The following is a 21,596-nucleotide window of genomic DNA, read 5'->3' on the forward strand; positions in this document are numbered from 1 at the left end:
CTGGATGTATGGCACAGGCAGCAGCTCAGGCAACGATCGGCGACAGCGAGTTCGACCGGGACACCCGGCTCACGCCCCGCGGCGCGGCCGAACCGGGCGTCTTCGACGCGGAACTCTCCGCCGGGTGGACCATCATCAGCGCCGTCAACGGCGGCTACCTGCTGGCCCTGGTGGGGCGGGCGCTCTCCGAGGCCCTCCCGCACCGCGACCCCGTCACGGTCTCGGCGCACTACCTCACCTCCTCGGTCCCCGGCCCCGCCGTGATCCGCACCCAGCAGGTCCGCACCGGCAACACCCTCTCCACCGGCCAGGCCTCCCTCTTCCAGTACGACGAGACCGGCGCCGAGGTCGAGCGCATCCGCGTCCTCGCCTCCTACGGCGACCTCGGCGCGCTCCCCGACGACGTCCGCACCAGCGCGAAGCCGCCGGCCATGCCCCCGTACGAGCACTGCCTCGGCCCCGAGATGGGCCCGGCCCCGATCCCCGGCAGCTCCGCCATCGTCGACCGGCTCGCGCTCCGGCTGGATCCGGCCACCGCGGGCTGGGCCCTGGGCGCCCCGTCGGGCAAGGGCGAGATGCGGGCCTGGTTCGGCCTGGCCGACGGCCGCGACGCCGACCCGCTCTCCCTGCTGCTGGCCGTGGACGCGCTGCCGCCCACCGCCTTCGACCTCGGCCTGATCGGGTGGGCGCCCACCGTCGAGCTCACCACCCACATCCGGTGCCGCCCCGCGCCCGGTCCGCTCCGGGTCTCGATCACGACGCGGAACATGGCCGGTGGGTTCCTGGAGGAGGATGCCGAGGTCTGGGACAGTACGGACCGCCTGGTGGCGCAGTCGCGGCAGCTGGCCCGCGCCCCGCGCGGCTGAGGCAGGGCCGGGGCCCGGCGCGGCGTTCGGCGGACCGGCGTACCGTCGTCCCGCCCGTACGCCGCGCACCGGGGTCAAGGCGGCCGCCGGGCCCTCGTAGAATCGGGGAACCATGGCCTACCTCGACCACGCCGCGACCACTCCGATGCTCCCGGAGGCCGCCGAGGCGATGACCGCCCAGTTCACCGTCACCGGCAACGCCTCCTCCCTCCACGCGGCGGGCCGCAGAGCCCGCCGCACCGTCGAGGAGGCCCGCGAGGCCCTGGCGGAGGCGCTCGGGGCACGGCCCAGCGAGGTCGTCTTCACCGCAGGCGGCACCGAGGCCGACAACCTCGCGGTCAAGGGCCTGTACTGGGCCCGCCGCGACGCGGACCCCGCCCGCACCCGCGTGCTGACCAGCCCGGTCGAGCACCACGCGGTGCTGGACGCGGTGCACTGGCTCGGCGAGCACGAGGGCGCCCGCGTGGAGTACCTGCCCGTCGACCGGTACGGCCGGGTGCACCCCGAAGCCCTGCGCGAGGCCATCGAGCGCGACCCGGACGACGTGGCCCTGGCCACCGTGATGTGGGCCAACAACGAGATCGGCACCGTGCTGCCGATCGCCGAACTGGCAGCGGTGGCGCGCGAGTTCGGCGTACCGATGCACTCCGACGCGGTCCAGGCCTTCGGGCAGCTGGACGTGGACTTCGCCGCGTCGGGGCTCGCCGCGCTGACCGTCAGCGGCCACAAGATCGGCGGCCCCTACGGCATCGGCGCACTGCTGCTGGGCCGCGACCAGACGCCCGTACCCGTCCTGCACGGCGGCGGCCAGGAGCGGCACGTCCGCTCCGGCACCCTCGACGTACCCGCCATCGCCGCCTTCGCGGTGGCCGCCCGGCTCGCCGCCGAACGCCGCGCGCACTTCGCTGCCGAGATCGGCGCCCTGCGGGACGAGCTCGTCGCGGCCGTGCTGGCCGCCGTGCCCGACGCGGTGCTGAGCGGCGACCCGGCCGACCGGCTGCCGGCCAACGCCCACTTCAGCTTCCCCGGCTGCGAGGGCGACTCCCTGCTGCTCCTGCTCGACGCCCAGGGCATCGAGTGCTCCACCGGCTCCGCCTGCACGGCGGGCGTCGCCCAGCCCAGCCACGTCCTGCTGGCCACCGGCACCCCGCCGGACCTGGCCCGCGGCACGCTCCGCTTCTCGCTGGGCCACACCTCCACCAAGGAGGACGTGGCGGCCCTCGCCGCAGCGATCGGCCCGGCGGTGGCCCGCGCCCGCACGGCCGGCCTCAGCTGACGCGGCCGCCCGGCCGGCCCGGGCCGGCGCACCCGTCCCGGGCGGCGCGGCGGCTCAGCGTCCGCGCCGCTTCAGCTCGGCCCGGACCAGCCTGATGTAGCGGTCCCAGTCCCAGTGGGGGCCCGGGTCCGTGTGGTCGGCGCCCGGCACCTCGTTGTGGCCGATGATGTGGCGGCGGTCCGCCGGGAAGTCGTAGCGCGCGCAGATGTCGGCCGCCAGGCGCGCGGAGGCCGCGTACATCGCCGGTGTGAAGTCCTTGGGCCGGTCGACGAAGCCCACGTGCTCGATGCCCACGCTGCGCTCGTTCACCGAGCGGTTGTTGGCGTGGAAGGCCACGTCCAGCTCGCGCACCATCTGCTCGACGTGCCCGTCCCCGCGCACGATGTAGTGCGCCGACGCCTTGTGCCACGGATTGCGGAACGCGCTGACCGAGCCCTCGAAGCCGCCCTGCGTGACATGCACCACGATCCGGTCCACGGGGTAGTCGGCCGGCCGGTCCGCCATCCGCCAGTTCGCGGGGGAGGCGGCCGTCCAGCCCGCCCCCTTGTGGTCCAGCTCGCCCTCCTTGCGGGGCTTGGACACCCCCGGGAGCAGCCAGTAACCGCGGGAGATCTCGTCACGCCCGGCCACGCCGGCCCCCACCAGCACGCCCAGGGCCGTGACGAGCAACGCCCTGCGCGCCGGTCCGCGCTTCTTGCGCGCCACCCGCACCACCCCCTCGGGGAAGAAGAACGCCCGTGCTCCGGATCCGGTTCCCCCCGTACTCTGGTGGGTGCTATGACTCAGAACCCGCAGCCGCGCCGTCCCCTCCGTGTACTCGCCGCCATGTCCGGCGGCGTGGACTCCGCCGTCGCCGCCGCCCGCGCCGTCGAGGCGGGCCACGACGTGACCGGTGTCCACCTCGCACTCTCCGCGAACCCGCAGTCCTTCAGGACCGGGGCCCGCGGCTGCTGCACGATCGAGGACTCCCGCGACGCCCGCCGCGCCGCGGACGTGATCGGCATCCCCTTCTACTGCTGGGACCTGGCCGAGCGCTTCCGCGAGGACGTGGTCGAGGACTTCGTCGCGGAGTACGAGGCCGGCCGCACCCCCAACCCCTGCCTGCGCTGCAACGAGAAGATCAAGTTCGCCGCGCTGCTCGACAAGGCGCTCGCCCTCGGCTTCGACGCGGTGTGCACCGGCCACTACGCCACCATCGTCGAGCTGCCCGACGGCAGCCGTGAGCTGCACCGCGCCTCCGACATGGCCAAGGACCAGTCGTACGTCCTCGGCGTGCTGGACGAGAAGCAGCTGGCCCACGCCCTCTTCCCGCTGGGCGACACGGTCACCACCAAGGGCGAGATCCGCGCGGAGGCCGAGCGCCGGGGCCTGGCCGTGGCCAAGAAGCCCGACAGCCACGACATCTGCTTCATCGCCGACGGCGACACCCAGGGCTTCCTCGCGAAGCGCCTGGGGAAGGCCGAGGGCGACATCGTCGACGAGTCCGGCGAGAAGGTCGGCACCCACGACGGCGCGTACGGCTTCACCATCGGCCAGCGCAAGGGCCTGCGGATCGGGCACCCGGCCCCGGACGGCAAGCCGCGCTACGTCCTGGACATCTCCCCGGTGGACAACACGGTCACCGTCGGGCCGAAGGAGTCCCTGGACGTCTCCGCCCTGACGGCGATCAAGCCGCGCTGGTGCGGTGCCCGCGAGGCCGCCCCCGGCACGTACACCGCGCAGCTGCGCGCCCACGGCGGCGAGACCGAGGTCTTCGCCGAGGTCGTGGACGGGGAGCTGCGGGTGCGGTTCACCGAGCCGGTCCGCGGCGTGGCCCCGGGCCAGGCCATCGTGCTGTACGACGGCACGCGCGTGGTCGGCTCCGCGACCATCGCCGCCACGACCAGGGCCACCGCGGGCGTCTGAGCCGGGGGCTCACACCACCGACAGGACGATCTTGCCGGTGGTGCGGCCGCGCTCGCCGATCTCGTGGGCCTTCGCGGCCTCCGCGAGCGGCAGGACGGTGTCGATCTCCGGGCGCAGGCTGCCCTCCTCGGCCATCGCGGCGATGGCCTGCAGGCCCGCGAAGTCGGGCTCGACGAGGGTCCAGCCGGTACGGAAGCCCTCGGCGCCGGCCGGGATGTCGTCCGGGCCGTTGAGGGTGATCAGCGTGCCGCCGGGCTTGAGGACCTCCAGCGAACGGGTGCCGTAGTCGCCGCCGATCGAGTCGATCACCACGTCGACGTCCGCCACGGCCTCCTCGAAGGCGGTGCTGCGGTAGTCGACCACCTCGTCGGCGCCGAGGGAGCGTACGAAATCGTGCTTGCCGGCGCTGGCCGTGCCGATCACGTACGCGCCCAGGGCCTTGGCGATCTGGACCGCGAAGTGGCCCACACCGCCGGCGGCGGCGTGCACCAGCACCCGCTGGCCGGACCGCAGCCCCGCGGTGTCGTTCAGCGCCTGCCAGGCGGTCAGGGCGGCCAGCGGCAGCGCGGCGGCCTGCTGGTGGGTGAGGGAGGCGGGCTTGCGGGCGAACTGCCGTGCCGGGGCCGTGACGTACTCGGCGTAACCGCCCGCCTGGGAGGGGAAGCGCGGCATGCCGAAGACCTCGTCGCCCGGCTGGAAGAGGGTCACGCCCGGTCCCACGGCCTCGACCGTGCCGGAGACGTCCCAGCCGATCATCGGGGTCTCGCCCCAGGCGATCAGGGCGCCGGAGGCCCGGGTCTTCCAGTCGACCGGGTTGACGCCGGCGGCGTGGACCCGGACGAGGACCTCGCCCAGGCCGGGCTCGGGCTTGGCCAGCTCGACCTCGGTGAGCACCTCGGGACCGCCCCACTGGCTGACGACGACTGCGCGCATTGCTTGCTCCTTGGAAAGAAAGACCCTGGTCGGGGGGCCGCTCGTCCGGCGGCGTGACTTCAGCATGGGGCGGCGGGGACCCGTGCGGTGGTGGCCGAATAGCCATGATGTGACAGAATCTGGCCATGGAGACCAAGCACCGCGTCGCCGTCCTCGCCCTGGAGGGCGTGCCGCCCTTCGAGCTCGGGATCCCGTCCCGGGTCTTCGGCAACGCCTACGGACCGGGCGGCCGCAAGCTGTACGAGGTGGTCGTGTGCACCGCGGACGGGCAGCCGGTCACCAGTGACGCGGGCTTCACCGTCGGCGTCTCGGCCGGGCCCGAGGCCCTGGAGACCGCCGACACCGTGATCGTCCCGCCCACCCACGCCATGGACGAGCTGCTGGAGGGCGCGCCACTGCCGGAGCACCTGCGCGCGGCACTGGACCGGATCAGGCCCGGCACCCGGCTGGTGTCCATCTGCACCGGCTCGCACGTGCTGGCGGCCGCCGGGCTGCTGGACGGGCGGCCCGCCACCACGCACTGGGTGGACGCCGAGAGGTTCCGGCGGGCCTTCCCGCGCGTGAAACTGGACGAGGACGTGCTCTTCGTCGACGACGGCGACCTGCTGACCTCCGCCGGGGTGGCCGCGGGCGTGGACCTCTGCCTGCACCTGATCCGCCACGACCACGGCAGCGCCGTCGCCAACCTCACCGCCCGGCTCTGCGTGGTGCCGCCCTGGCGCGACGGCGGACAGGCCCAGTACATCGAGCGGCCGGTGCCCGAGCCGACCGTGGCCACCACCTCCGCGGCCCGCGCCTGGGCCATGGACCGGCTGGACACGCCGCTGACCCTCGCCGAGCTGGCCGCGGAGGCCGGGATGAGCCTGCGCACCTTCACCCGCCGGTTCCGCGACGAGGTGGGCATGACGCCGGTGCAGTGGCTCACCGCCCAGCGGCTGGAACTGGCCCGCCAGCTGCTGGAGACCAGCGACCTCCCGGTCGACCTCGTGGCGCACCGGTCCGGCTTCGGCTCGGGCAACTCCCTGCGGCAGCACATGCGGGCGGCCTTCGGGGTCTCGCCGATCGCCTACCGGCGCACCTTCCAGGCCAGGGAGGCGGTGGGGGTCTGAGCGGAGCGGGCGCGCACCGGCCGGGCCGGGCGCGCGGCGGCTCGTACCGGCCGGGCACGGAGGCCCCGTATGCAGCGGCGCGCGCCAGGCGGGTCAGCCGCCGCAGCCCCCGCAGCCGCCTCCGCAGCCGCTCCCGCAGCCCCCGCCGCCGTCCCCGCCCCCGCAGCCGCCCCCGCCGCCACCGGACGAGCCGTCCGCGGCGGCCGAGGTGTGCGCCACCGGCATCTCGGAAGCGAACAGCGCCGAAAGGCCCTGCATCATCAGGAGGCCTGCCATCGCCACCGCGGCCAGGGACAGCACGTCCGTGCTGACGCGCACCATCCCCGGGTCCGGCGTGACCGTGTGGAGCCCGTACCGCTGCAGCCACAGCCGGCCCCGGTGCGTGGCGAAGCTGCCCCGCAGGGGCGCGCTCATGGCCGCCACGACGATCCCCGCCACCAGCAGTGTCGTGAAGGCCACCGCGGGGAGCACCGCGGGGCGCCGTGACACCGCCTCGTGGGTGACGGCGGCGATGCCCAGCAGCGCGGTGCCCACCAGCGCCGCGGCGTGCAGGCCGGCCGTGTTCCTGGCCGCCGGGAGGGCCTTCTGGTCCTGTGCCAGCCCCTGGGCCACCAGCCGGTCGGCCACCGCGGCCACCGCCGCCGACCCGGCGACGTCCCCGGTCACCCCGTGGAGTGCCCGGCCGGCCCGGCCGGTCGGGCCGCTCGTGCCGCGGCTGTCGACGGCCGCGCACTGCACCGGGTCGCCGGGCCTCGGATCGCTCGCGATCTCCAGCCAGCGGGGGGCCGTCACGGTCACCCGGCCGGTCAGGAACAGGGCCCCGATCGCCGTCTCCGCGACCCGGGACGGCCCGCCCTTCAGGTAGGCGAACTCGTAGACGGTCGGAGGGCTTTCAGGACGCGGCCGGGCCGGCCGCGGGTGGAGCCGCCGGTACGCCCTGAGGTGCCGGACGCACAGGACGGTCTGCAGGACGACGGCGACGGAGAAATAGGTGATCCACACAAGTACCCCCCGTTACTGGCGCTTCACCTCGATTGTCGCCCCGCATCGGACGGTCCAAACAAGACGATCGCGTCAGAGTGGTGTCACCTCAGTCGTCCCAACCGCCTAATCAGGCCACTCTGTTGAGCAATCTGATCGCTTACGCACATACTGCGTATGCCGGGGGGCCATTCCGTTCCCCCGTGAGATGACCTCATCATCCAGGGGGGATGACGTGCGCAGTCAACTCAACCGGGCGGGAGCGGCCTTCGTGGCCGCCGCCGCCACCGTGGCACTCGCGGCGGGGCTGACCACCCCGGCCGCCGCAGTGCCGGCCGGGGCCGGGGACCTCGCCGCCCCGGGCGGCGCTCCCGTCCAGGCGGCCACCCGCATCGCGCTGCTCACCGGCGACAAGGTCGTCGTCGACGCCAAGGGCAAGCCGGTCGGCATAGAGCGCGCCAAGGGCCGCGAGCACGTGCCGGTTTCGGTGCAGCGCGTGAACGGTCACGTCCGCGTCGTGCCGTACGACGCCCAGCGCCTGATCGACAGCGGGAAGCTGGACGCCCGGCTCTTCGACGTCACCGAGCTGAGCCGCCCCGAGTACCAGGCCGCCCGCCGCGCCGGCATCCGGCTGATCGTCCAGTACAACGGCACCGCTCCGGCGCCCAAGGGCGAGCTCCGCCAGGCCCCCGGCAGCGAGGTGCGCCGTACCTTCACCTCCCTCAACGCCGAGGCCGTCACGGCCCCGCAGCGCGGCGCCGCCGCCGTCTGGGAGGCCCTGACCGACCCGCAGGCCGGGACCGCGTACCGCACCACCGCCTCCGGCATCGCCAAGGTGTGGCTCGACGGCGTCCGCAAGGCAAGCCTCGACAAGAGCACCCGCCAGATCGGCGCCCCGACCGCCTGGGCCGCCGGATACGACGGCAAGGGCGTCAAGATCGCGGTGCTCGACACCGGTGTCGACGCCACCCACTCCGACCTCGCCGGACAGGTCGTCGCGGAGAAGAACTTCACCGCCGCCGCCGACGCGGGGGACCGCTTCGGCCACGGCACGCACGTCGCCTCCATCGCGGCCGGCACCGGCGCCGGCTCCGCCGGCAAGTTCAAGGGCGTCGCGCCCGGCGCCAAGCTGCTCAACGGCAAGGTCCTCGACGACAGCGGCTACGGCGACGACTCCGGCATCCTCGCCGGCATGGAGTGGGCGGCCGCGCAGGGCGCCGACGTTGTCAACCTCAGCCTCGGCGGCACCGACCAGCCCGGCATCGACCCGCTCGAAGCGGCCGTCAACAAGCTCAGCGCCGACAAGGGCATCCTGTTCGCCATCGCGGCCGGCAACGACGGCGCCCCGTCCAGCGTCGGCTCCCCGGGCAGCGCGGACGCCGCGCTCACCGTCGGCGCCGTCGACGACAAGGACCGCCTGGCCGGCTTCTCCAGCCAGGGCCCCCGCGTCGGCGACGGAGCGGTCAAGCCGGACGTCACCGCCCCCGGCGTCGACATCACCGCGGCCGCCGCGCCCGGCAGCGTCATCGACAAGGAGGTCGGCCAGAACCCCAAGGGCTACCTGACCATCTCCGGCACCTCCATGGCGACCCCGCACGTCGCGGGCGCCGCCGCGCTGCTCAAGCAGCAGCACCCGGAGTGGAAGGGCACCGAGCTCAAGGGCGTGCTGACCGCCTCCACCAAGCCCGGCAAGTACAACCCCTTCCAGCAGGGCAGCGGCCGCATCGCCGTCGGCAGCGCCATCAAGCAGAACGTGATCGCCGAGCCCGTGTCGGTGAGCTTCGGCCGCCAGCTGTGGCCCCACACCGACGACAAGCCGGTCACCAAGAAGGTCACGTACCGCAACCTCGGCACCCAGGCCGTCACCCTCGCCCTGAAGGCCGACGCGACCGGCCCCGACGGCAAGCCGGCCCCCGCGGGCTTCTTCGCCCTCGGTGCCCAGCAGGTCACCGTCCCGGCGGGCGGCACCGCCTCCGTCGACCTCACCGCGGACACGCGGATCGGCGGCGCCCTGGACGGCTCGTACTCCGCGTACGTCGTCGCGACCGGCGGCGGCACCACCGTGCGCACTGCCGCGGCCGTGGACCGCGAAGTCGAGTCGTACGACGTGAAGTTCAAGCACGTCGGGCGCGACGGCAAGCCGTCCACGGACTTCAACACCATGCTGGCCGGCACCTCGGGCCTCGCGCAGGACCAGTTCCTGAACCTGTTCGACCCCTCGGGCACCTCCAAGGTCCGCCTGCCCAAGGGCGACTACATCCTCAGCAGCTCCTTCGTGCACGACCCGCGCGACTTCACGAAGGGCGTCAGCTGGGTCGCCCAGCCCGTCCTGAAGGTCGGGAAGAACGGCACCGTCACGATCGACGCCCGCACCACGAAGCCGGTCGACATCACCGTCCCGTCCGCCGTCGCGACCAGCGAGTTCGCCGCACCCAGCTTCGAGGTCTCCAACGCCGACTCCGGCTGGGGCTTCGGCTGGTGGCTCGACTCCTACAAGGGCTTCCGCACCGCCCACCGCGGCGGTGCCGTCCCCGCGGGCACCACGGTCGTCCAGACCTGGGACTCCCACTGGACCGAGGGCCCGACGACCGAGTACCACATGACGGTCGGCGGCAAGGTCAAGCGCCTGGCCGACGGCTTCACCCGGCACGTCAAGGCCTCCGAGCTCGCCACGGTGAAGGTCGCCCAGGGCACCTCGCTGCCCGGCAAGCAGGGCGCGCTCAGCGCCTTCGGCATGCTGCCCGGCGGCTCCGGCTCTACCTCCATCTCCATCCCGCGCCGCCTGCCGGCGACCGCCACCCTGCGCCTCGCCGTCATCGGCGACGTCAAGTGGGAGGTCGACTTCGACCAGCTGGGCGGCCGTGACGAGCAGGGCTTCCCGATCCGCGAGGGCGGCTGGTTCGGCACGCCGAAGGCCTTCAAGGCGGGCAAGACCTACCGCGAGACCTTCAACACCGGCGTCTTCGGCCCGAGCGTCAGCGACGAGACCGGCATCTACCGCGACGGCAACCAGCTGTTCGGCTACGTCCCGCTGCTGACCGACGGCGCCGGCCACCAGGGCGACACCGCGTTCACCAAGGGCTCCACGGTCCTGCTGCGCGACGGCAAGGAGATCTTCCGCACCAAGACGCCGTTCGGCTACGCGGAGCCGTTCGAGCTGCCGGCCGGCAGCGCGGACTACCGCCTGACCACCACGCTGGACCGCGGCCAGGCCATCGCCCGCACCACCAGCAGGGTCGAGGCCTCCTGGACCTTCCGGTCCAAGAAGACCGCGGAGTTCACCAAGCTGCCCGCCTCGGTGGTCCGCTTCACCCCCGGGCTGGCGTCCGACAGCACCGCCCCGGCCGGCCGCACCCTCCGGGTGCCGGTCACCGTCCAGGGCAGCGCCAAGGGCTCGAACCTCAAGTCCCTGGCCGTGTACGTCAGCTTCGACAACGGCACCACCTGGAAGAAGCTGACCGTCAAGGACGGCGCGGTCAGCGTCAAGAACCCGGCGAAGGGCAAGGCGGTCTCGCTGCGAGCCGTCGTCACCGACAAGCAGGGCAACACCGCCGAGGTGAAGGTCTTCCGGGCGTACACCACCCGGTAAGTCCCCACCCGCGGAATGACGGTGGCCCGCCGGAGCGTCTCGACGCTCCGGCGGGCCACCGCCTCGTTTCCGGTGCTGCCACTAGCGGCCGATCGCCCAGCCGAAGGGGCTGCCGCCGGGGGTGGACCCGAAGGTGGCCGCCCTGAGGGACAGCCCGCCGGTCGTGCCGACCCCGGTGGCCGTGCCGCGCAGCACGTTGACGACGCCGTCGCCGTAGTAGGGCCACTCGGCGGCGCCGTTGTCCTCGCCGTGTGAGGACACCGTCAGCTCGGCCTTCCCGTCCTTGGTGAAGTCCATCAGTGACACGGCCGAGCCGAACTGGTCCCGCGCCTCGGTGGTGCCCGGGACGCCCGTGGAGTTCTGGGTCAGCACCACACCGCCGGTCGCGGTGACGATCCCGGTCGCGCTGCCGCGCAGCACTGTGACCGAACCGCCGTCCACCGCGGTGCCGTTGTCCTCCCGCCCGGCCCCGACGGCCAGGTCGAGGTGGCCGTCGCCGTCGAGGTCGCCCAGCGCGACGGAGGTGCCGAAGCCGTCGCCGTCCTCCGCGGTCCCGGGCACACCGGCGGTGGCCTGGGTGATGACCCGGTCGGGCTCGTCGGCGATGCCCCCGGTGCGGCCCTTCCAGATCGCCACGTCGCCGCCGGGCGCGTACCACGGGGCCTTCGGGCGGCCGATGACGATGTCGGCCTTCCCGTCCTTGTCGATGTCGCCGACGGCTGCGTCGGCGCCGCCCTCGCCGGGCGACTCGGGCCACCAGGCCGAGTTGTCGGCCAGCTTCCCGCCGTGGAAGACACCGACATCCTGCAAGCCGCCCGTGCTCGTGTACTGCGCCACCACCTCGTCGCGCCCGTCGCCGTCCACGTCGCCGGCCGCCAGCCCGTACACGCCGAAGGTGGTGTAGTCGGCTGTCCGGGTCAGGGAGGTGCCGCCCCGGGCCACGGTGAAGCGGCGCAGACCGCCCTCCGGGTAGAGCCGGTACTCGCTGGCGACGACCTCCGGGCGACCGTTGCCGTCCATGTCGGCCGCGGTGACCGCGAGGCCCAGCTGCTTGGCCGTGCCCATGATCCGCGCCGCCTTCACCAGGCCCGCGGGGCTGCCGTAGAGCACGGTCACCGAGCCCGGGGCCTGGTTGAGGGCCACCGTGCCCGTCCGGTCGTACGGAGCGCCCACCGCCAGGTCGGAGAAGCCGTCGGCGTTGAAGTCGCCGGTCGCGAGCGAGTAGCCGAACCAGTCCTCGTTCCCCGGATCGCCGGGCACGCCCTCCGTGGCCTGGCTGATCACCTTGCGCTGGGCCGTGACCGGACCGTTCGCGCCGCCCGGCACGACGGCCACGTAGCCCGCGCCTGACTTGGCGCCGACCGTGGCCGCGGGGGCACTGATGACCAGGTCGTTGTACCCGTCCCCGTTGAAATCGGCCTTGTGCACCCCCGACGCACTGGCCGCGCTCGCCGGCCCCGCCGCCACCACCGACCCGGCCACCGCCGCCACCGCGACCGCCAGTGCCGCCCATTCCCGGCGCATCCGCATGATTCCTCCCCTGAGCCGTGCTCCCGCCCCCGCGGAGCGGGCCCACGGACTTTAAGCCACTCCCGCCCCACCGGACCCACCGGGTCCGGTACACGCGTACGAGGCGCGGCCCCCGAATGCGAGCATGTCCGGTATGGCTACTCACCTGATCACCGGTGCCGGCTCGGGCATCGGCGCGTGCGTCGCGCGCCGGCTCCACGAGCGCGGCGACGACCTCGTGCTGCTCGCCCGCGACGCCGCCCGCGGCAAGGAGCTCACCGCCCGCTACCCCGGCTCCCGCGCCCTCGTCGGCGACCTCGCCGACCCGGACCGGCTCTCCTGGGCCTTCTCCCACCAGGCGCTGCCGGACCGCCTCGACTCCCTGCTGCACGTCGCCGGCATCGTCGACCTCGGCCCGGTCGCCGAGCTCCGCCCCAAGACCTGGCACCAGCAGCTCAACGTCAACCTGATCGCCCCCGCGGAGGTCACCCGGCTGCTGCTGCCCACGCTGCGCGCCTCCCAGGGCCAGGTGGTCTTCGTGAACTCCGGCGCCGGGCTCAACGCCCACGCCGACTGGAGCGCGTACGCCGCCTCCAAGCACGGCCTGAAGGCCCTCGCCGACTCGCTCCGCCAGGAGGAGAAGGCCAACGGGATCCGGGTCACCTCCGTCTACCCCGGCCGCACCGCCAGCCCGATGCAGGCCAAGGTGCACTCGCAGGAGGGCAAGGAGTACGACCCCGCCCGCTGGATCGACCCCGAGTCCGTGGCGACCACCATCCTGATGGCGATCGACCTCCCGCGCGACGCCGAGGTCAACGACCTCTCCGTGCGGCCCGGCCGATGACCGGGTACGGGGGAGGCGCCACCGGCGTCGGCTCGCTGCCCGGCGGCGACGCGCGCGAGGCCGCGAAGACCGTCACCGGCAGCTTCGAGGAGTTCGTGTACCTGCCCGAGCTGCCCGCCCGCGGGCCCGGCGCCGACATGATCGGCCGCTCCCTCGGGCTGCTGGTCGACATGTACGCGCACGTGGAGCCCAGCGGCTGGCGGGTCAGCGACCGGCCCGGCCGCGACACCAAGCGGGCCAGGTCCTGGCTCGGCGAGGACCTCGACGCGCTGGAGGAGTTCACCCAGGGGTACGAGGGGAAGCTCAAGGTCCAGGCCGTGGGTCCGTGGACGCTCGCCGCCGCCCTGGAACTGCGCACCGGCGAGGCCCTGCTCCAGGACGCCGGCGCCTGCCGGGACCTCGCCGGGTCCCTGGCCGAGGGGCTGCGGAACCACCTGGCCGACCTGCGCAGGCGGGTGCCGGGCGCCGAGATCGTGCTCCAGTTCGACGAGCCCTCGCTGACGGCCGTACTGCGCGGGCAGGTGAAGACGGCCAGCGGCTACCGCACGTACCGGGCCGTGGACCGCCAGGCCGTCGAGGGCGCCCTGCGCGACCTCTTCGCCGTGCACGGGGGAGAGTCGGTCGTGCACTCCTGCGCGCCCGGCGTGCCCTTCGCGCTGCTGCGGCGGGCCGGCGCCACGGGCGTGTCGTTCGATTTCTCCCTGCTCACGGAGCGCGAGGACGACGCCATCGGCGAGGCCGTGGAAGGCGGCACGAAACTCTTCGCCGGAGTGGTGCCGGGCACGGACACCGCGTTGTCGGACCCTGCCGGTAGCGTCATGGGGGTCAGGAAGCTTTGGCGCAGGCTGGGGCTGGCACCGGGGACTCTGGCGGAGTCCGTCGTGGTCACTCCCTCGTGCGGTCTCGCGGGCGCTTCGCCCGCTTACGCCCGCGCGGCCATGGCGCACTGCGTCAGGGCGGCGAGATCCCTCGCCGACAACCCTGAGTGATCGAAACGGGAGGACCAGGGGCATGGCAGCCGAACAGCAGGACACGGTACCGGCGGAGGTGCGCGAGCAGCACCAGCTGCTGGCCGAGCAGGTCGAGGAGCACCGCTTCCGGTACTACGTGAAGGACCAGCCGGTCGTCAGCGACGCCGAGTTCGACCGGCTGCTGCGGTCCCTGGAGGCCCTGGAGGAGCAGTACCCCGAGCTGCGCACGCCCGACTCGCCGACGCAGAAGGTGGCGGGGGCGTACGAGACGGAGTTCACCGCGGTCGAGCACCGCGAGCGGATGCTCTCCCTGGACAACGCCTTCGACGACGAGGAGCTGTCCGCCTGGGCCGAGCGGGTCGCGCGGGACGTCGGCACCCCCGACTACCACTACCTCTGCGAGCTCAAGGTCGACGGCCTCGCCGTGAACCTCACGTACGAGCACGGGCGGCTGACCCGCGCGGCCACCCGCGGCGACGGCCGCACGGGCGAGGACATCACGCCGAACGTGCGGACCATCGCCGAGATCCCGGACCGCCTCAAGGGCGACCGGATCCCGGCCGTGGTCGAGATCCGCGGCGAGGTCTACTTCCCGATGGAGAAGTTCGAGGAGCTCAACGCCCGGCTGGTCGAGGCCGGCGACAAGCCCTTCGCCAACCCGCGCAACGCGGCGGCCGGTTCGCTGCGCCAGAAGGACCCCAAGGTCACCGCCACCCGCCCGCTGCACATGGTGGTGCACGGCATCGGCGCGCGCGACGGCTTCGAGATCGACTGCCTGTCGCACGCGTACGAGCTGCTGCACGAGTGGGGCCTGCCCACCGCCCGGCACAACAAGGTCGTGGGCTCGCTCGCCGAAGTGCGCGAGTTCATCGCCTACTTCGGGGAGAACCGCCACTCGGTCGAGCACGAGATCGACGGAGTGGTCGTCAAGCTCGACGAGATCCCGTTGCAGGGCCGCCTGGGCACCACCTCGCGCGCCCCGCGCTGGGCCATCGCCTGGAAGTACCCGCCGGAGGAGGTCAACACCAAGCTGGTCGACATCCGGGTCGGCGTCGGCCGGACCGGGCGCGTCACGCCGTACGCCGTGGTCGAGCCGGTGACCGTGGCCGGCTCCGAGGTGGAGTTCGCCACCCTGCACAACCAGGACGTGGTCAAGGCCAAGGGCGTGCTCATCGGCGACACGGTGGTGCTGCGCAAGGCCGGTGACGTGATCCCCGAGATCCTCGGGCCGGTCACCGACCTGAGGGACGGCACCGAGCGGGAGTTCGTGATGCCGGCCCGGTGCCCGGAGTGCGAGACGGAGCTGCGGCCGATGAAGGAGGGGGACATCGACCTTCGCTGCCCGAACTCCCGCTCCTGCCCCGCCCAGCTGCGCGAACGTCTGTTCTACCTCGCCGGGCGGAAGTGCCTGGACATCGAGAACTTCGGGTACGTGGCGGCCGTGGCCCTCACCCAGCCGCTGGAGCCCTCGGAACCGCCGCTGCGCGACGAGGGCGACCTGTTCGACCTGACGGTCGAACAGCTGCTGCCCATCAAGTCGTACGTGCTCGACCCGGACACCGGGCTGCCCAAGCGCGACCCGAAGACCGGCGAGGAGAAGGTGGTCACCTTCTTCGCCAACCAGAAGGGCGAGCCCAAGACCAACACCCTGGCGATGCTGGCCAACATCCAGGCCGCCAAGGAGCGCCCGCTGGCCCGGATCCTCACCGGCCTGTCCATCCGTCACGTCGGCCCGGTGGCCGCCGAGGCGCTGGCCCGCGAGTTCCGGTCGATCGAGCGCATCGAGCAGGCGGGCGAGGAGGAGCTGGCGGCCGTCGAGGGCGTGGGTCCCACCATCGCCGCCTCGCTCAAGCAGTGGTTCGAGGAGGAGTGGCACCGCGAGATCCTGCGGAAGTGGCGCGCCGCCGGCGTCCGGATGGAGGACGAGGGCGCCGGCGAGGACCAGGGTCCCCGCCCGCTGGAGGGCCTCACGGTGGTCGTGACGGGCACCCTGGCCTCGTACACGCGGGACGGCGCCAAGGAGGCGCTGCAGAGCCGCGGGGCCAAGGTGACCGGCTCCGTCTCGAAGAAGACCTCCTTCGTGGTGGTCGGCGAGAACCCCGGCTCGAAGTACGAGAAGGCGATGCAGGTGAAGGTCCCGGTGCTCGACGAGGCGGGCTTCGCCATCCTTCTGGAGCAGGGCGCCGACGCCGCGCGCGAGGCGGCTCTTCCGGTTGAGGGGGAATAGGGAGAAGCGCGGAGGAGCGGGGTAGGTAAAGAGGGGAACAGGAGGAAGGCGAGGGGTAGTCAGCCCGCGGTGGCCTGTCGGATCATCGGATGGGTGACAGGGGGGTCCTGGTCCAATCTCACCCGTTCGGCGGATACCGTACTGATGAGGATGGCTGGGGCGCATTCGGGCAACCGCCGCCGACCGCTGCCCCTGGGAGCTTCCTGCGGCCTACTGTTGAGGGGTGCGCCTGTCGTGCACGGCTGCGTGGTGCAATTCCAGCCGTGATGGCATGACATCGGGGCATCCCCCAGCCACCGCTGGGAGGTGCCCCCAGGCATCGGCATCGCCGGCTGTGAGAGGGACGGGCATGAAACCCACCGAAAGCGCCGACCCGTCACCAGAATTCGGCGGGGACCTGATCCCGTCAGGACGGGCGGCCAGGTTCGGTGTCCTGGGCTCCAGGACACCCGAGACCCATCCGCTGGAGACGGCGGCCGGGCGGCGCAAGGCGCTGCCCGTCGCCGTGGTGACGGCGGCCGCCCTGGTGCTCGCGGCCGGCATCGTGCTGGGCATCGGCGACGGCCAGGCGCTCTTCCCGGGCGGCACGGTGGGCTGGTGCCTGGCCCTGCTGACCGGAATCATCGTCGGCCACCTCGTCGCCCTCGGCCGCGACCGCTGGTGGGGCGGCACCGGTTCCGGCGCGGCCCTGACCCTCGGCGTCCTGCTGCTCTACGGCTGGGTGCCGGCCGGACTGGTCAGCCTCGCGGTGGTCTCGCTGGTGGGGGCCGCCCGCAGGCACCGCTGGCGACAGGGCCTGCTGCACGGCTCGGTGGACGTGCTCGGCATCGGCGCGGGCGCCCTGGTGCTCGCCGCCTTCGGCGAGTCCCCGACCGTCGAGGACCCCTGGCTCCCCGCGTTCTGGGACGCCGCGGCGGTACCCGAGGTGACGCTGGTCGCCATCGCGTACCTGCTGGTGACCCGGGTGCTGCTGTGGTTCGCGCTGGCACCCCGCGGGGGCGGGCTGCCCACCGTGGCCCGGACCGCGATGGTCCGTCAGGGGCTGGTCGCCGTCGCCCTGCTGGGGATCGCCCCGCTCATCTGCGTGGTGGCCACCAGCCTCCCGGTGCTGCTGCCGCTGTTCGCCGTACCGCTCATCGCCCTCGACTCCACCCTGTGGATCGCCCGGGCGCGGGCCGAGGAGCAGCTGCGCGACCCGCTCACCGGACTGCCCAACCGGCAGTGGCTGCTGGAGCGCGCCTGGTCGGCCCTGGACGAGGCTGAACGTATCGGCACCCGGTCCGCGCTCGTGCTGATCGACCTGGACCGGTTCCGGGCGGTCAACGACACGCTGGGCCACCTGGCGGGCGACCGCCTGCTGCTCCAGATCGCCGAACGCCTCCAGAAGGCCCTGCCGGGGCAGGCCGAGGCCGCCCGGCTGGGCGGCGACGAGTTCGCCGTGCTCCTGCCGGTCGCCGACTCCACCACCAGCGCCCAGCGCGTCGCCCGTCACCTGGTCGCCGAGCTGTCCTCGCCGCTCGACCTCGACGGACTCACCCTGGTCCTGGAGGCCAGCGCCGGCCTCGCGGTCTTCCCCGACCACGCGCTCGACGCCGAGGGCCTGCTCCGGCGCGCCGACGTGGCGATGTACCAGGCCAAGCGGGACCGCACGGGCGTCGAGGTGTACGAGTCCAAGCGGGACAGCAACACCCCCGACCGGCTCGGGCTGCTCGGCGACCTCCGCCGTGCCCTCGACGCCGGCGAGGTCGAGCTGCACTACCAGCCCAAGGTCCGCTTCGACGGCCAGGTCGCCGGGCTGGAGGCGCTGGTCCGCTGGGTGCACCCGGAGCGCGGCCGGGTCCCCCCGGACGAGTTCATCGCCATCGCCGAGACCTCCGGCCTGATGCCCCACCTCACCGAGTACGTGCTGGAGACCGCGCTCGCCCAGGTCGCCCGGTGGCGGGCCCAGGGGCTGAAGGTGCCGGTCGCGGTCAACGTCTCGCCCCGGGACGTGCACACCCCCGGCTTCGCGGGTGCGGTCGCCGCCCGGCTGGCCCGCCACGGTGTGCCCGCGGGCTCCCTCCAGCTGGAGATAACGGAGCACGTGCTGCTGGAGGACCCCCAGCGGGCCGCCGACACCATGGCCGGGCTCACCGGCCACGGCGTGAAGATGTCCCTCGACGACTTCGGCACCGGCTACTCCTCCCTGGTCCACCTGCGCCGGCTGCCGGTCAGCGAGCTGAAGATCGACCGGTCGTTCGTGGCCCGGCTCGCCGTGGACGCGCAGGACGCCGAGATCGTCCGCTGCACCGTCGACCTCGCGCACTCGCTCGGCCTGCTCGTCGTGGCCGAGGGCGTGGAGGACGACGAGACCTGGGAGCGCCTGCGCGACCTGGGCTGCGACGCCGTCCAGGGCTGGCTCGTCGCCGCCGCCATGCCGCCCGCCGAGGCCACCGCCTGGCTGCTGGCCCGCGGCGAACACGGCTGGCGCCGGCCGGCCGACATCACGGCGGAGCTGGCGGCTTCGGAGATTCAGGGGCCGTGAGGGGGGTGGGGGCGGGGCGTGAGGCCCGGGGGGCCGTGGGGGCGTGAGGCCGGGGGGTGTGAGGCCGTAAGGGGTGGATTCGCGGAGCCTGGGGCGGCTTCGGGGGCCGGTGGTGCGGGGTGGCCGGTCGTGTGGTGTGTGGGTCCCCTCGGTGCTTGACGGGGCATGGCCTGCAGGCCCTGCGGCAGGCCCACCCCTGGGGCAAGGGGCTTCGCCCTGGCCTTCGGCCACCCCAGGCCCGGGCCTGCCTCCGGACCAGCCTGCCATGCCCCGTCAAGCACCTTCCCCACACACCACACGACCGGCCGGGAGTGCACGGCGCCGACCCGGGCCCCGACTCCGGCTCAGGCCCCAGCCTCGGTCCGGTCTCGCATCGGCCCATGGGCCCGGCCTTGCGTGACCCGCCCGCGCCCCCACCCCGTATCCGGGGCGGCGGCACCCGGGTCGGCGTGCTCGGGGCGGCTTCGGGCGTGGCGGTACCGGTCGGTAGCTGCGGCAGGCGGCTCGGTTAAGATCCAGCCACTTCGCATGAAGTTCGAACCGGGGGGCTCCACTTGAACATGCATTCGCTTCGTCGTGCCTGCGTACTCGCGCTCGGCCCGGCCCTGGTCCTCGGCGCCGGTGTACCCGCCGCGTTCGCCGGGGCCGTCACCCTTCCCGCCGCCGGCACCGGCGTGGTCTCCGACCCCGTACAGCCGGGCGTCTGGGGGAGCGCCGCCGAGGTCGCCGCGGCCGGCGAGGAGGCCGTCGGCCTGCACACCCGCGCCGACGGCACCCTGGTCGGCCTGCGCGGCCGGGCCACCGACCCGGCCGGCACCGTCGGCGGCGCCCGCACCCTCACCGTCATGCTCCGGCCCGCCGGCGGCACCGCCTGGGTCACCCGGCAGCTGACCACCAACGCCTACGCCGCGCTCGTCTCTCTCAGCCCGCAGGGCGACGGCTCCTTCGTCGCCTCCTGGCTGGAGCCGCAGGACGGCGGTCAGTACCTGCTCAAGGCGGCCACCCTGGCCCCGGGCGCCACCACCTGGTCCGCCGTGACCACGGTGACCACCCTCGGCTCGTACGTCATCGCGCCCCGCGTGTTCGGCAGCGCCACCGGACGGCTCGTCGCCGTCTGGGGCGAGGAGCCCCAGAACGGCAGCATCCAGCTGCGCATCACCGAGCGTGCCACGCCCGGCGGCGACTGGTCCCAGCCTCGGATCTTCGACAGCGTGAAGGATACCGGGGACGGCGAGTTCGGCGGCGAGTGGTACCTCACCGGCCTCTCCGGCGCCGTCGACAAGGACGGCAACGCGGCCGTCGTGTGGAACCTCGACGACATGCAGCGTGACGCGCCCCCCGCCGGGTCCCCGAAGGACTCGGTTCCCGCCGCGGGCGCCGCCGCCCCCGGTACGGAGGTCATCCCGATCGAGTACCACTCCCGGATCATGGAGCTCCCGGCGGGCACCTCCGAATGGGGCCAGGCGAAGGAGGCGGCCCCGCTCGTCGGCACCGGCCCCGGCTGGCTCCGCCTGGACGCCCACCCGGCCGGCGGCTTCACCCTCGTGTGGAACCACATCGGGTACTACGAGGCCGACCACGCCATCCGGTACTCCCGCAAGCCGGCCCCCGGCGCCGACTGGACCGCGCCCGAGGTCACCTCCTTCACCGGCACCAACGCCCCGCGCACGCTGCCCCGCCCCCTCGTGGGCCCGAACGGCGACGTCACGCTGGTCGCCGCCTCGTACGACGCCAAGCGGGTGCTCTCGACGACCCGCGACGCCGCCACCGGCACCTGGTCGCTCGCCCAGGCCGACGATCGCTACCCGTACCAGGGCGCGGTCGGCGCGGGCATCGCCGCGGACGGCACCGTGCACGCCGGCTGGACCGTCTACCGCAGCAAGGGCTCGTACAGCTACGTGCACGCCTTCCGCACCCGCGACGGCTGGTCCGCGCCCAAGGCGCTGACGACCACCCCGGCCGCCCAGTACGCCAACGTGGTCACCGGCGTCCTCACCGTCTCCGGCAGCCGGCCGGCCGCCCTCTGGAGCTCCTACAAGAGCCCCCTGTACGCCGCCTCCGGCACCACCCGCCCCACCCCCCGCTTCCGGGACTTCTCCGACGACCGCAAGGCCGACGTGCTGTCCCTGACGGGTGACACCCTCACCCGGTACGAGGGCGACGGCGCGGGGCACCTCACCAAGGGCTCCGTGCACACCGGCTCGGTCACCGCCGGCTGGGCCGCCGGCACCCGCTTCACCGCCTTCGGCGACCTGAACGGCGACCGGCTCAACGACGTCCTGGCCGTGCTGCCCGGCGGCGAGGCCCGGATGTACCGGACCCCCGCCGGCCGCCTCCCCGCGCCCACGTCCCCGTACACGAAGACCGGCGCCGACTGGCGCGGGTACGACGTGCTCACCGCCCCCGGCGACCTCACGGGCGACGGCCGCGCCGACCTGCTGGCCCGCGAGAAGGCCACCGGGAACCTGTGGCTGCACGCGGGGAACGGCAGCGCCGGCTTCGCCGCCCGCGTGAGGATCGGGCCCGGCTGGAACGCGTACACCAAGGTCATCGGCGCCGGGGACCTGAACGGGGACGGGCACGGCGACGTCCTCGCCCGCGACACCCACGGCGAGCTGTGGCGCTACTACGGCACGGGCACCGGCAAGCTGGGCACGCGCGCGCTGGTCTTCCGGGACTGGGGCTCGACGTACAAGCAGGTCATCGGGGCCGGCGACCTCAACGGCGACGGCAGGGCCGACCTCTTCTCGAAGGACTCCGAGGGCGTCGGCTGGCTGAACCCCGGCACCGGCCGCGGCACCTTCGGCAACCGCGTCAAGGTCTCCTCGACCTGGGCCACCCGCACGGTCTCCTGACCCCGGA

Annotated in this window: 14 protein-coding genes; 10 read left to right on the top strand and 4 right to left on the bottom strand. The window is 73.7% G+C overall.

The window, feature by feature from the left end; genetic code table 11:
• The first annotated feature begins 8 nt into the window (after positions 1–8).
• Both ACIQUQ_RS01855 and ACIQUQ_RS01860 read left to right on the top strand, forming a co-directional pair.
• Positions 9–866 (top strand): thioesterase family protein, encoded by an 858-nt coding sequence (locus ACIQUQ_RS01855; RefSeq protein WP_403970022.1) that lies wholly within the window; start codon positions 9–11, stop codon positions 864–866.
• Positions 867–978: 112 nt separating this feature from the next.
• Entirely contained in the window at positions 979–2,142 is a 1,164-nt protein-coding gene (locus ACIQUQ_RS01860) for a cysteine desulfurase family protein (RefSeq protein ID WP_403970025.1), read from the top strand.
• A gap of 54 nt (positions 2,143–2,196) precedes the next feature.
• On the opposite strand, the gene ACIQUQ_RS01865 is transcribed toward ACIQUQ_RS01860, so the two are convergent.
• Entirely contained in the window at positions 2,197–2,853 is a 657-nt protein-coding gene (locus ACIQUQ_RS01865) for an N-acetylmuramoyl-L-alanine amidase (RefSeq protein ID WP_403970028.1), read from the bottom strand.
• A gap of 66 nt (positions 2,854–2,919) precedes the next feature.
• Here ACIQUQ_RS01865 and mnmA point away from each other — a divergent pair, with 66 nt between their 5' ends.
• Positions 2,920–4,047 carry a tRNA 2-thiouridine(34) synthase MnmA gene (gene mnmA / locus ACIQUQ_RS01870; protein WP_403970031.1) on the top strand — a complete coding sequence of 376 codons (1,128 nt, stop codon included), beginning with the start codon at positions 2,920–2,922 and terminating at the stop codon, positions 4,045–4,047.
• A gap of 9 nt (positions 4,048–4,056) precedes the next feature.
• Here mnmA and ACIQUQ_RS01875 read toward each other — a convergent pair whose 3' ends face one another.
• The gene (locus ACIQUQ_RS01875; RefSeq protein WP_403970034.1) at positions 4,057–4,980 is read right to left on the bottom strand and encodes an NADP-dependent oxidoreductase; all 924 of its coding nucleotides are present in this window, start codon (positions 4,978–4,980) and stop codon (positions 4,057–4,059) included.
• Between the two features lie 125 nt (positions 4,981–5,105).
• Here ACIQUQ_RS01875 and ACIQUQ_RS01880 point away from each other — a divergent pair, with 125 nt between their 5' ends.
• A complete protein-coding gene (locus tag ACIQUQ_RS01880; RefSeq protein WP_403970036.1) occupies positions 5,106–6,089 on the top strand; it encodes a GlxA family transcriptional regulator in 984 nt (327 codons plus the stop codon).
• A gap of 93 nt (positions 6,090–6,182) precedes the next feature.
• On the opposite strand, the gene ACIQUQ_RS01885 is transcribed toward ACIQUQ_RS01880, so the two are convergent.
• Positions 6,183–7,091 (bottom strand): TIGR04222 domain-containing membrane protein, encoded by a 909-nt coding sequence (locus ACIQUQ_RS01885; RefSeq protein WP_403970039.1) that lies wholly within the window; start codon positions 7,089–7,091, stop codon positions 6,183–6,185.
• Positions 7,092–7,278: 187 nt separating this feature from the next.
• On the opposite strand from ACIQUQ_RS01885, the gene ACIQUQ_RS01890 reads away from it, so the two are divergent.
• Positions 7,279–10,659, top strand: coding sequence for a S8 family peptidase (locus tag ACIQUQ_RS01890; protein ID WP_403970041.1), 3,381 nt, complete (start codon positions 7,279–7,281; stop codon positions 10,657–10,659).
• A gap of 81 nt (positions 10,660–10,740) precedes the next feature.
• Here the strand turns inward: ACIQUQ_RS01890 and ACIQUQ_RS01895 are convergent, their stop codons facing one another.
• The gene (locus ACIQUQ_RS01895; RefSeq protein ID WP_403970044.1) at positions 10,741–12,189 is read right to left on the bottom strand and encodes an FG-GAP-like repeat-containing protein; all 1,449 of its coding nucleotides are present in this window, start codon (positions 12,187–12,189) and stop codon (positions 10,741–10,743) included.
• 133 nt (positions 12,190–12,322) lie between these two features.
• Between ACIQUQ_RS01895 and ACIQUQ_RS01900 the strand changes: the two genes are divergently transcribed.
• The 5 genes from ACIQUQ_RS01900 to ACIQUQ_RS01920 all read left to right on the top strand — a co-directional run bounded on the left by ACIQUQ_RS01900 (position 12,323) and on the right by ACIQUQ_RS01920 (position 21,589).
• The gene (locus ACIQUQ_RS01900; protein WP_403970047.1) at positions 12,323–13,012 is read left to right on the top strand and encodes an SDR family oxidoreductase; all 690 of its coding nucleotides are present in this window, start codon (positions 12,323–12,325) and stop codon (positions 13,010–13,012) included.
• On the top strand, positions 13,009–14,001 hold the full coding sequence (locus tag ACIQUQ_RS01905) for a methionine synthase (RefSeq protein WP_403970050.1): 993 nt from the start codon (positions 13,009–13,011) through the stop codon (positions 13,999–14,001). The genes ACIQUQ_RS01900 and ACIQUQ_RS01905 overlap by 4 nt, the downstream gene beginning before the upstream one ends.
• 22 nt (positions 14,002–14,023) lie before the next feature.
• Positions 14,024–16,210, top strand: a complete 2,187-nt coding sequence (gene ligA, locus ACIQUQ_RS01910; RefSeq protein ID WP_403970052.1) for an NAD-dependent DNA ligase LigA — start codon at positions 14,024–14,026, stop codon at positions 16,208–16,210.
• Between the two features lie 349 nt (positions 16,211–16,559).
• Positions 16,560–18,734, top strand: a complete 2,175-nt coding sequence (locus tag ACIQUQ_RS01915) for a putative bifunctional diguanylate cyclase/phosphodiesterase (protein ID WP_403970055.1) — start codon at positions 16,560–16,562, stop codon at positions 18,732–18,734.
• A gap of 560 nt (positions 18,735–19,294) precedes the next feature.
• Positions 19,295–21,589: an FG-GAP repeat domain-containing protein gene (locus tag ACIQUQ_RS01920; RefSeq protein WP_403970057.1), complete on the top strand. Its 2,295-nt coding sequence runs from the start codon at positions 19,295–19,297 to the stop codon at positions 21,587–21,589.
• Positions 21,590–21,596: the final 7 nt, after the last annotated feature.

The organism is Streptomyces sp. NPDC101118, assembly GCF_044759445.1.
Lineage (GTDB): Bacteria > Actinomycetota > Actinomycetes > Streptomycetales > Streptomycetaceae > Streptomyces.

Excerpts from the sequence above, each read along its gene's own strand:
- ACIQUQ_RS01855 (WP_403970022.1), top strand. The coding sequence starts at position 9 with ATGGCACAGGCAGCAGCTCAGGCAACGATCGGCGACAGCGAGTTCGAC.
- ACIQUQ_RS01860 (WP_403970025.1), top strand. The coding sequence starts at position 979 with ATGGCCTACCTCGACCACGCCGCGACCACTCCGATGCTCCCGGAGGCC.
- mnmA (WP_403970031.1), top strand. The coding sequence starts at position 2,920 with ATGACTCAGAACCCGCAGCCGCGCCGTCCCCTCCGTGTACTCGCCGCC.
- ACIQUQ_RS01875 (WP_403970034.1), bottom strand. The coding sequence starts at position 4,980 with ATGCGCGCAGTCGTCGTCAGCCAGTGGGGCGGTCCCGAGGTGCTCACC.
- ACIQUQ_RS01880 (WP_403970036.1), top strand. The coding sequence starts at position 5,106 with ATGGAGACCAAGCACCGCGTCGCCGTCCTCGCCCTGGAGGGCGTGCCG.
- ACIQUQ_RS01890 (WP_403970041.1), top strand. The coding sequence starts at position 7,279 with ATGACCTCATCATCCAGGGGGGATGACGTGCGCAGTCAACTCAACCGG.
- ACIQUQ_RS01895 (WP_403970044.1), bottom strand. The coding sequence starts at position 12,189 with ATGCGGATGCGCCGGGAATGGGCGGCACTGGCGGTCGCGGTGGCGGCG.
- ACIQUQ_RS01900 (WP_403970047.1), top strand. The coding sequence starts at position 12,323 with ATGGCTACTCACCTGATCACCGGTGCCGGCTCGGGCATCGGCGCGTGC.
- ACIQUQ_RS01905 (WP_403970050.1), top strand. The coding sequence starts at position 13,009 with ATGACCGGGTACGGGGGAGGCGCCACCGGCGTCGGCTCGCTGCCCGGC.
- ligA (WP_403970052.1), top strand. The coding sequence starts at position 14,024 with ATGGCAGCCGAACAGCAGGACACGGTACCGGCGGAGGTGCGCGAGCAG.
- ACIQUQ_RS01915 (WP_403970055.1), top strand. The coding sequence starts at position 16,560 with ATGAAACCCACCGAAAGCGCCGACCCGTCACCAGAATTCGGCGGGGAC.
- ACIQUQ_RS01920 (WP_403970057.1), top strand. The coding sequence starts at position 19,295 with ATGCATTCGCTTCGTCGTGCCTGCGTACTCGCGCTCGGCCCGGCCCTG.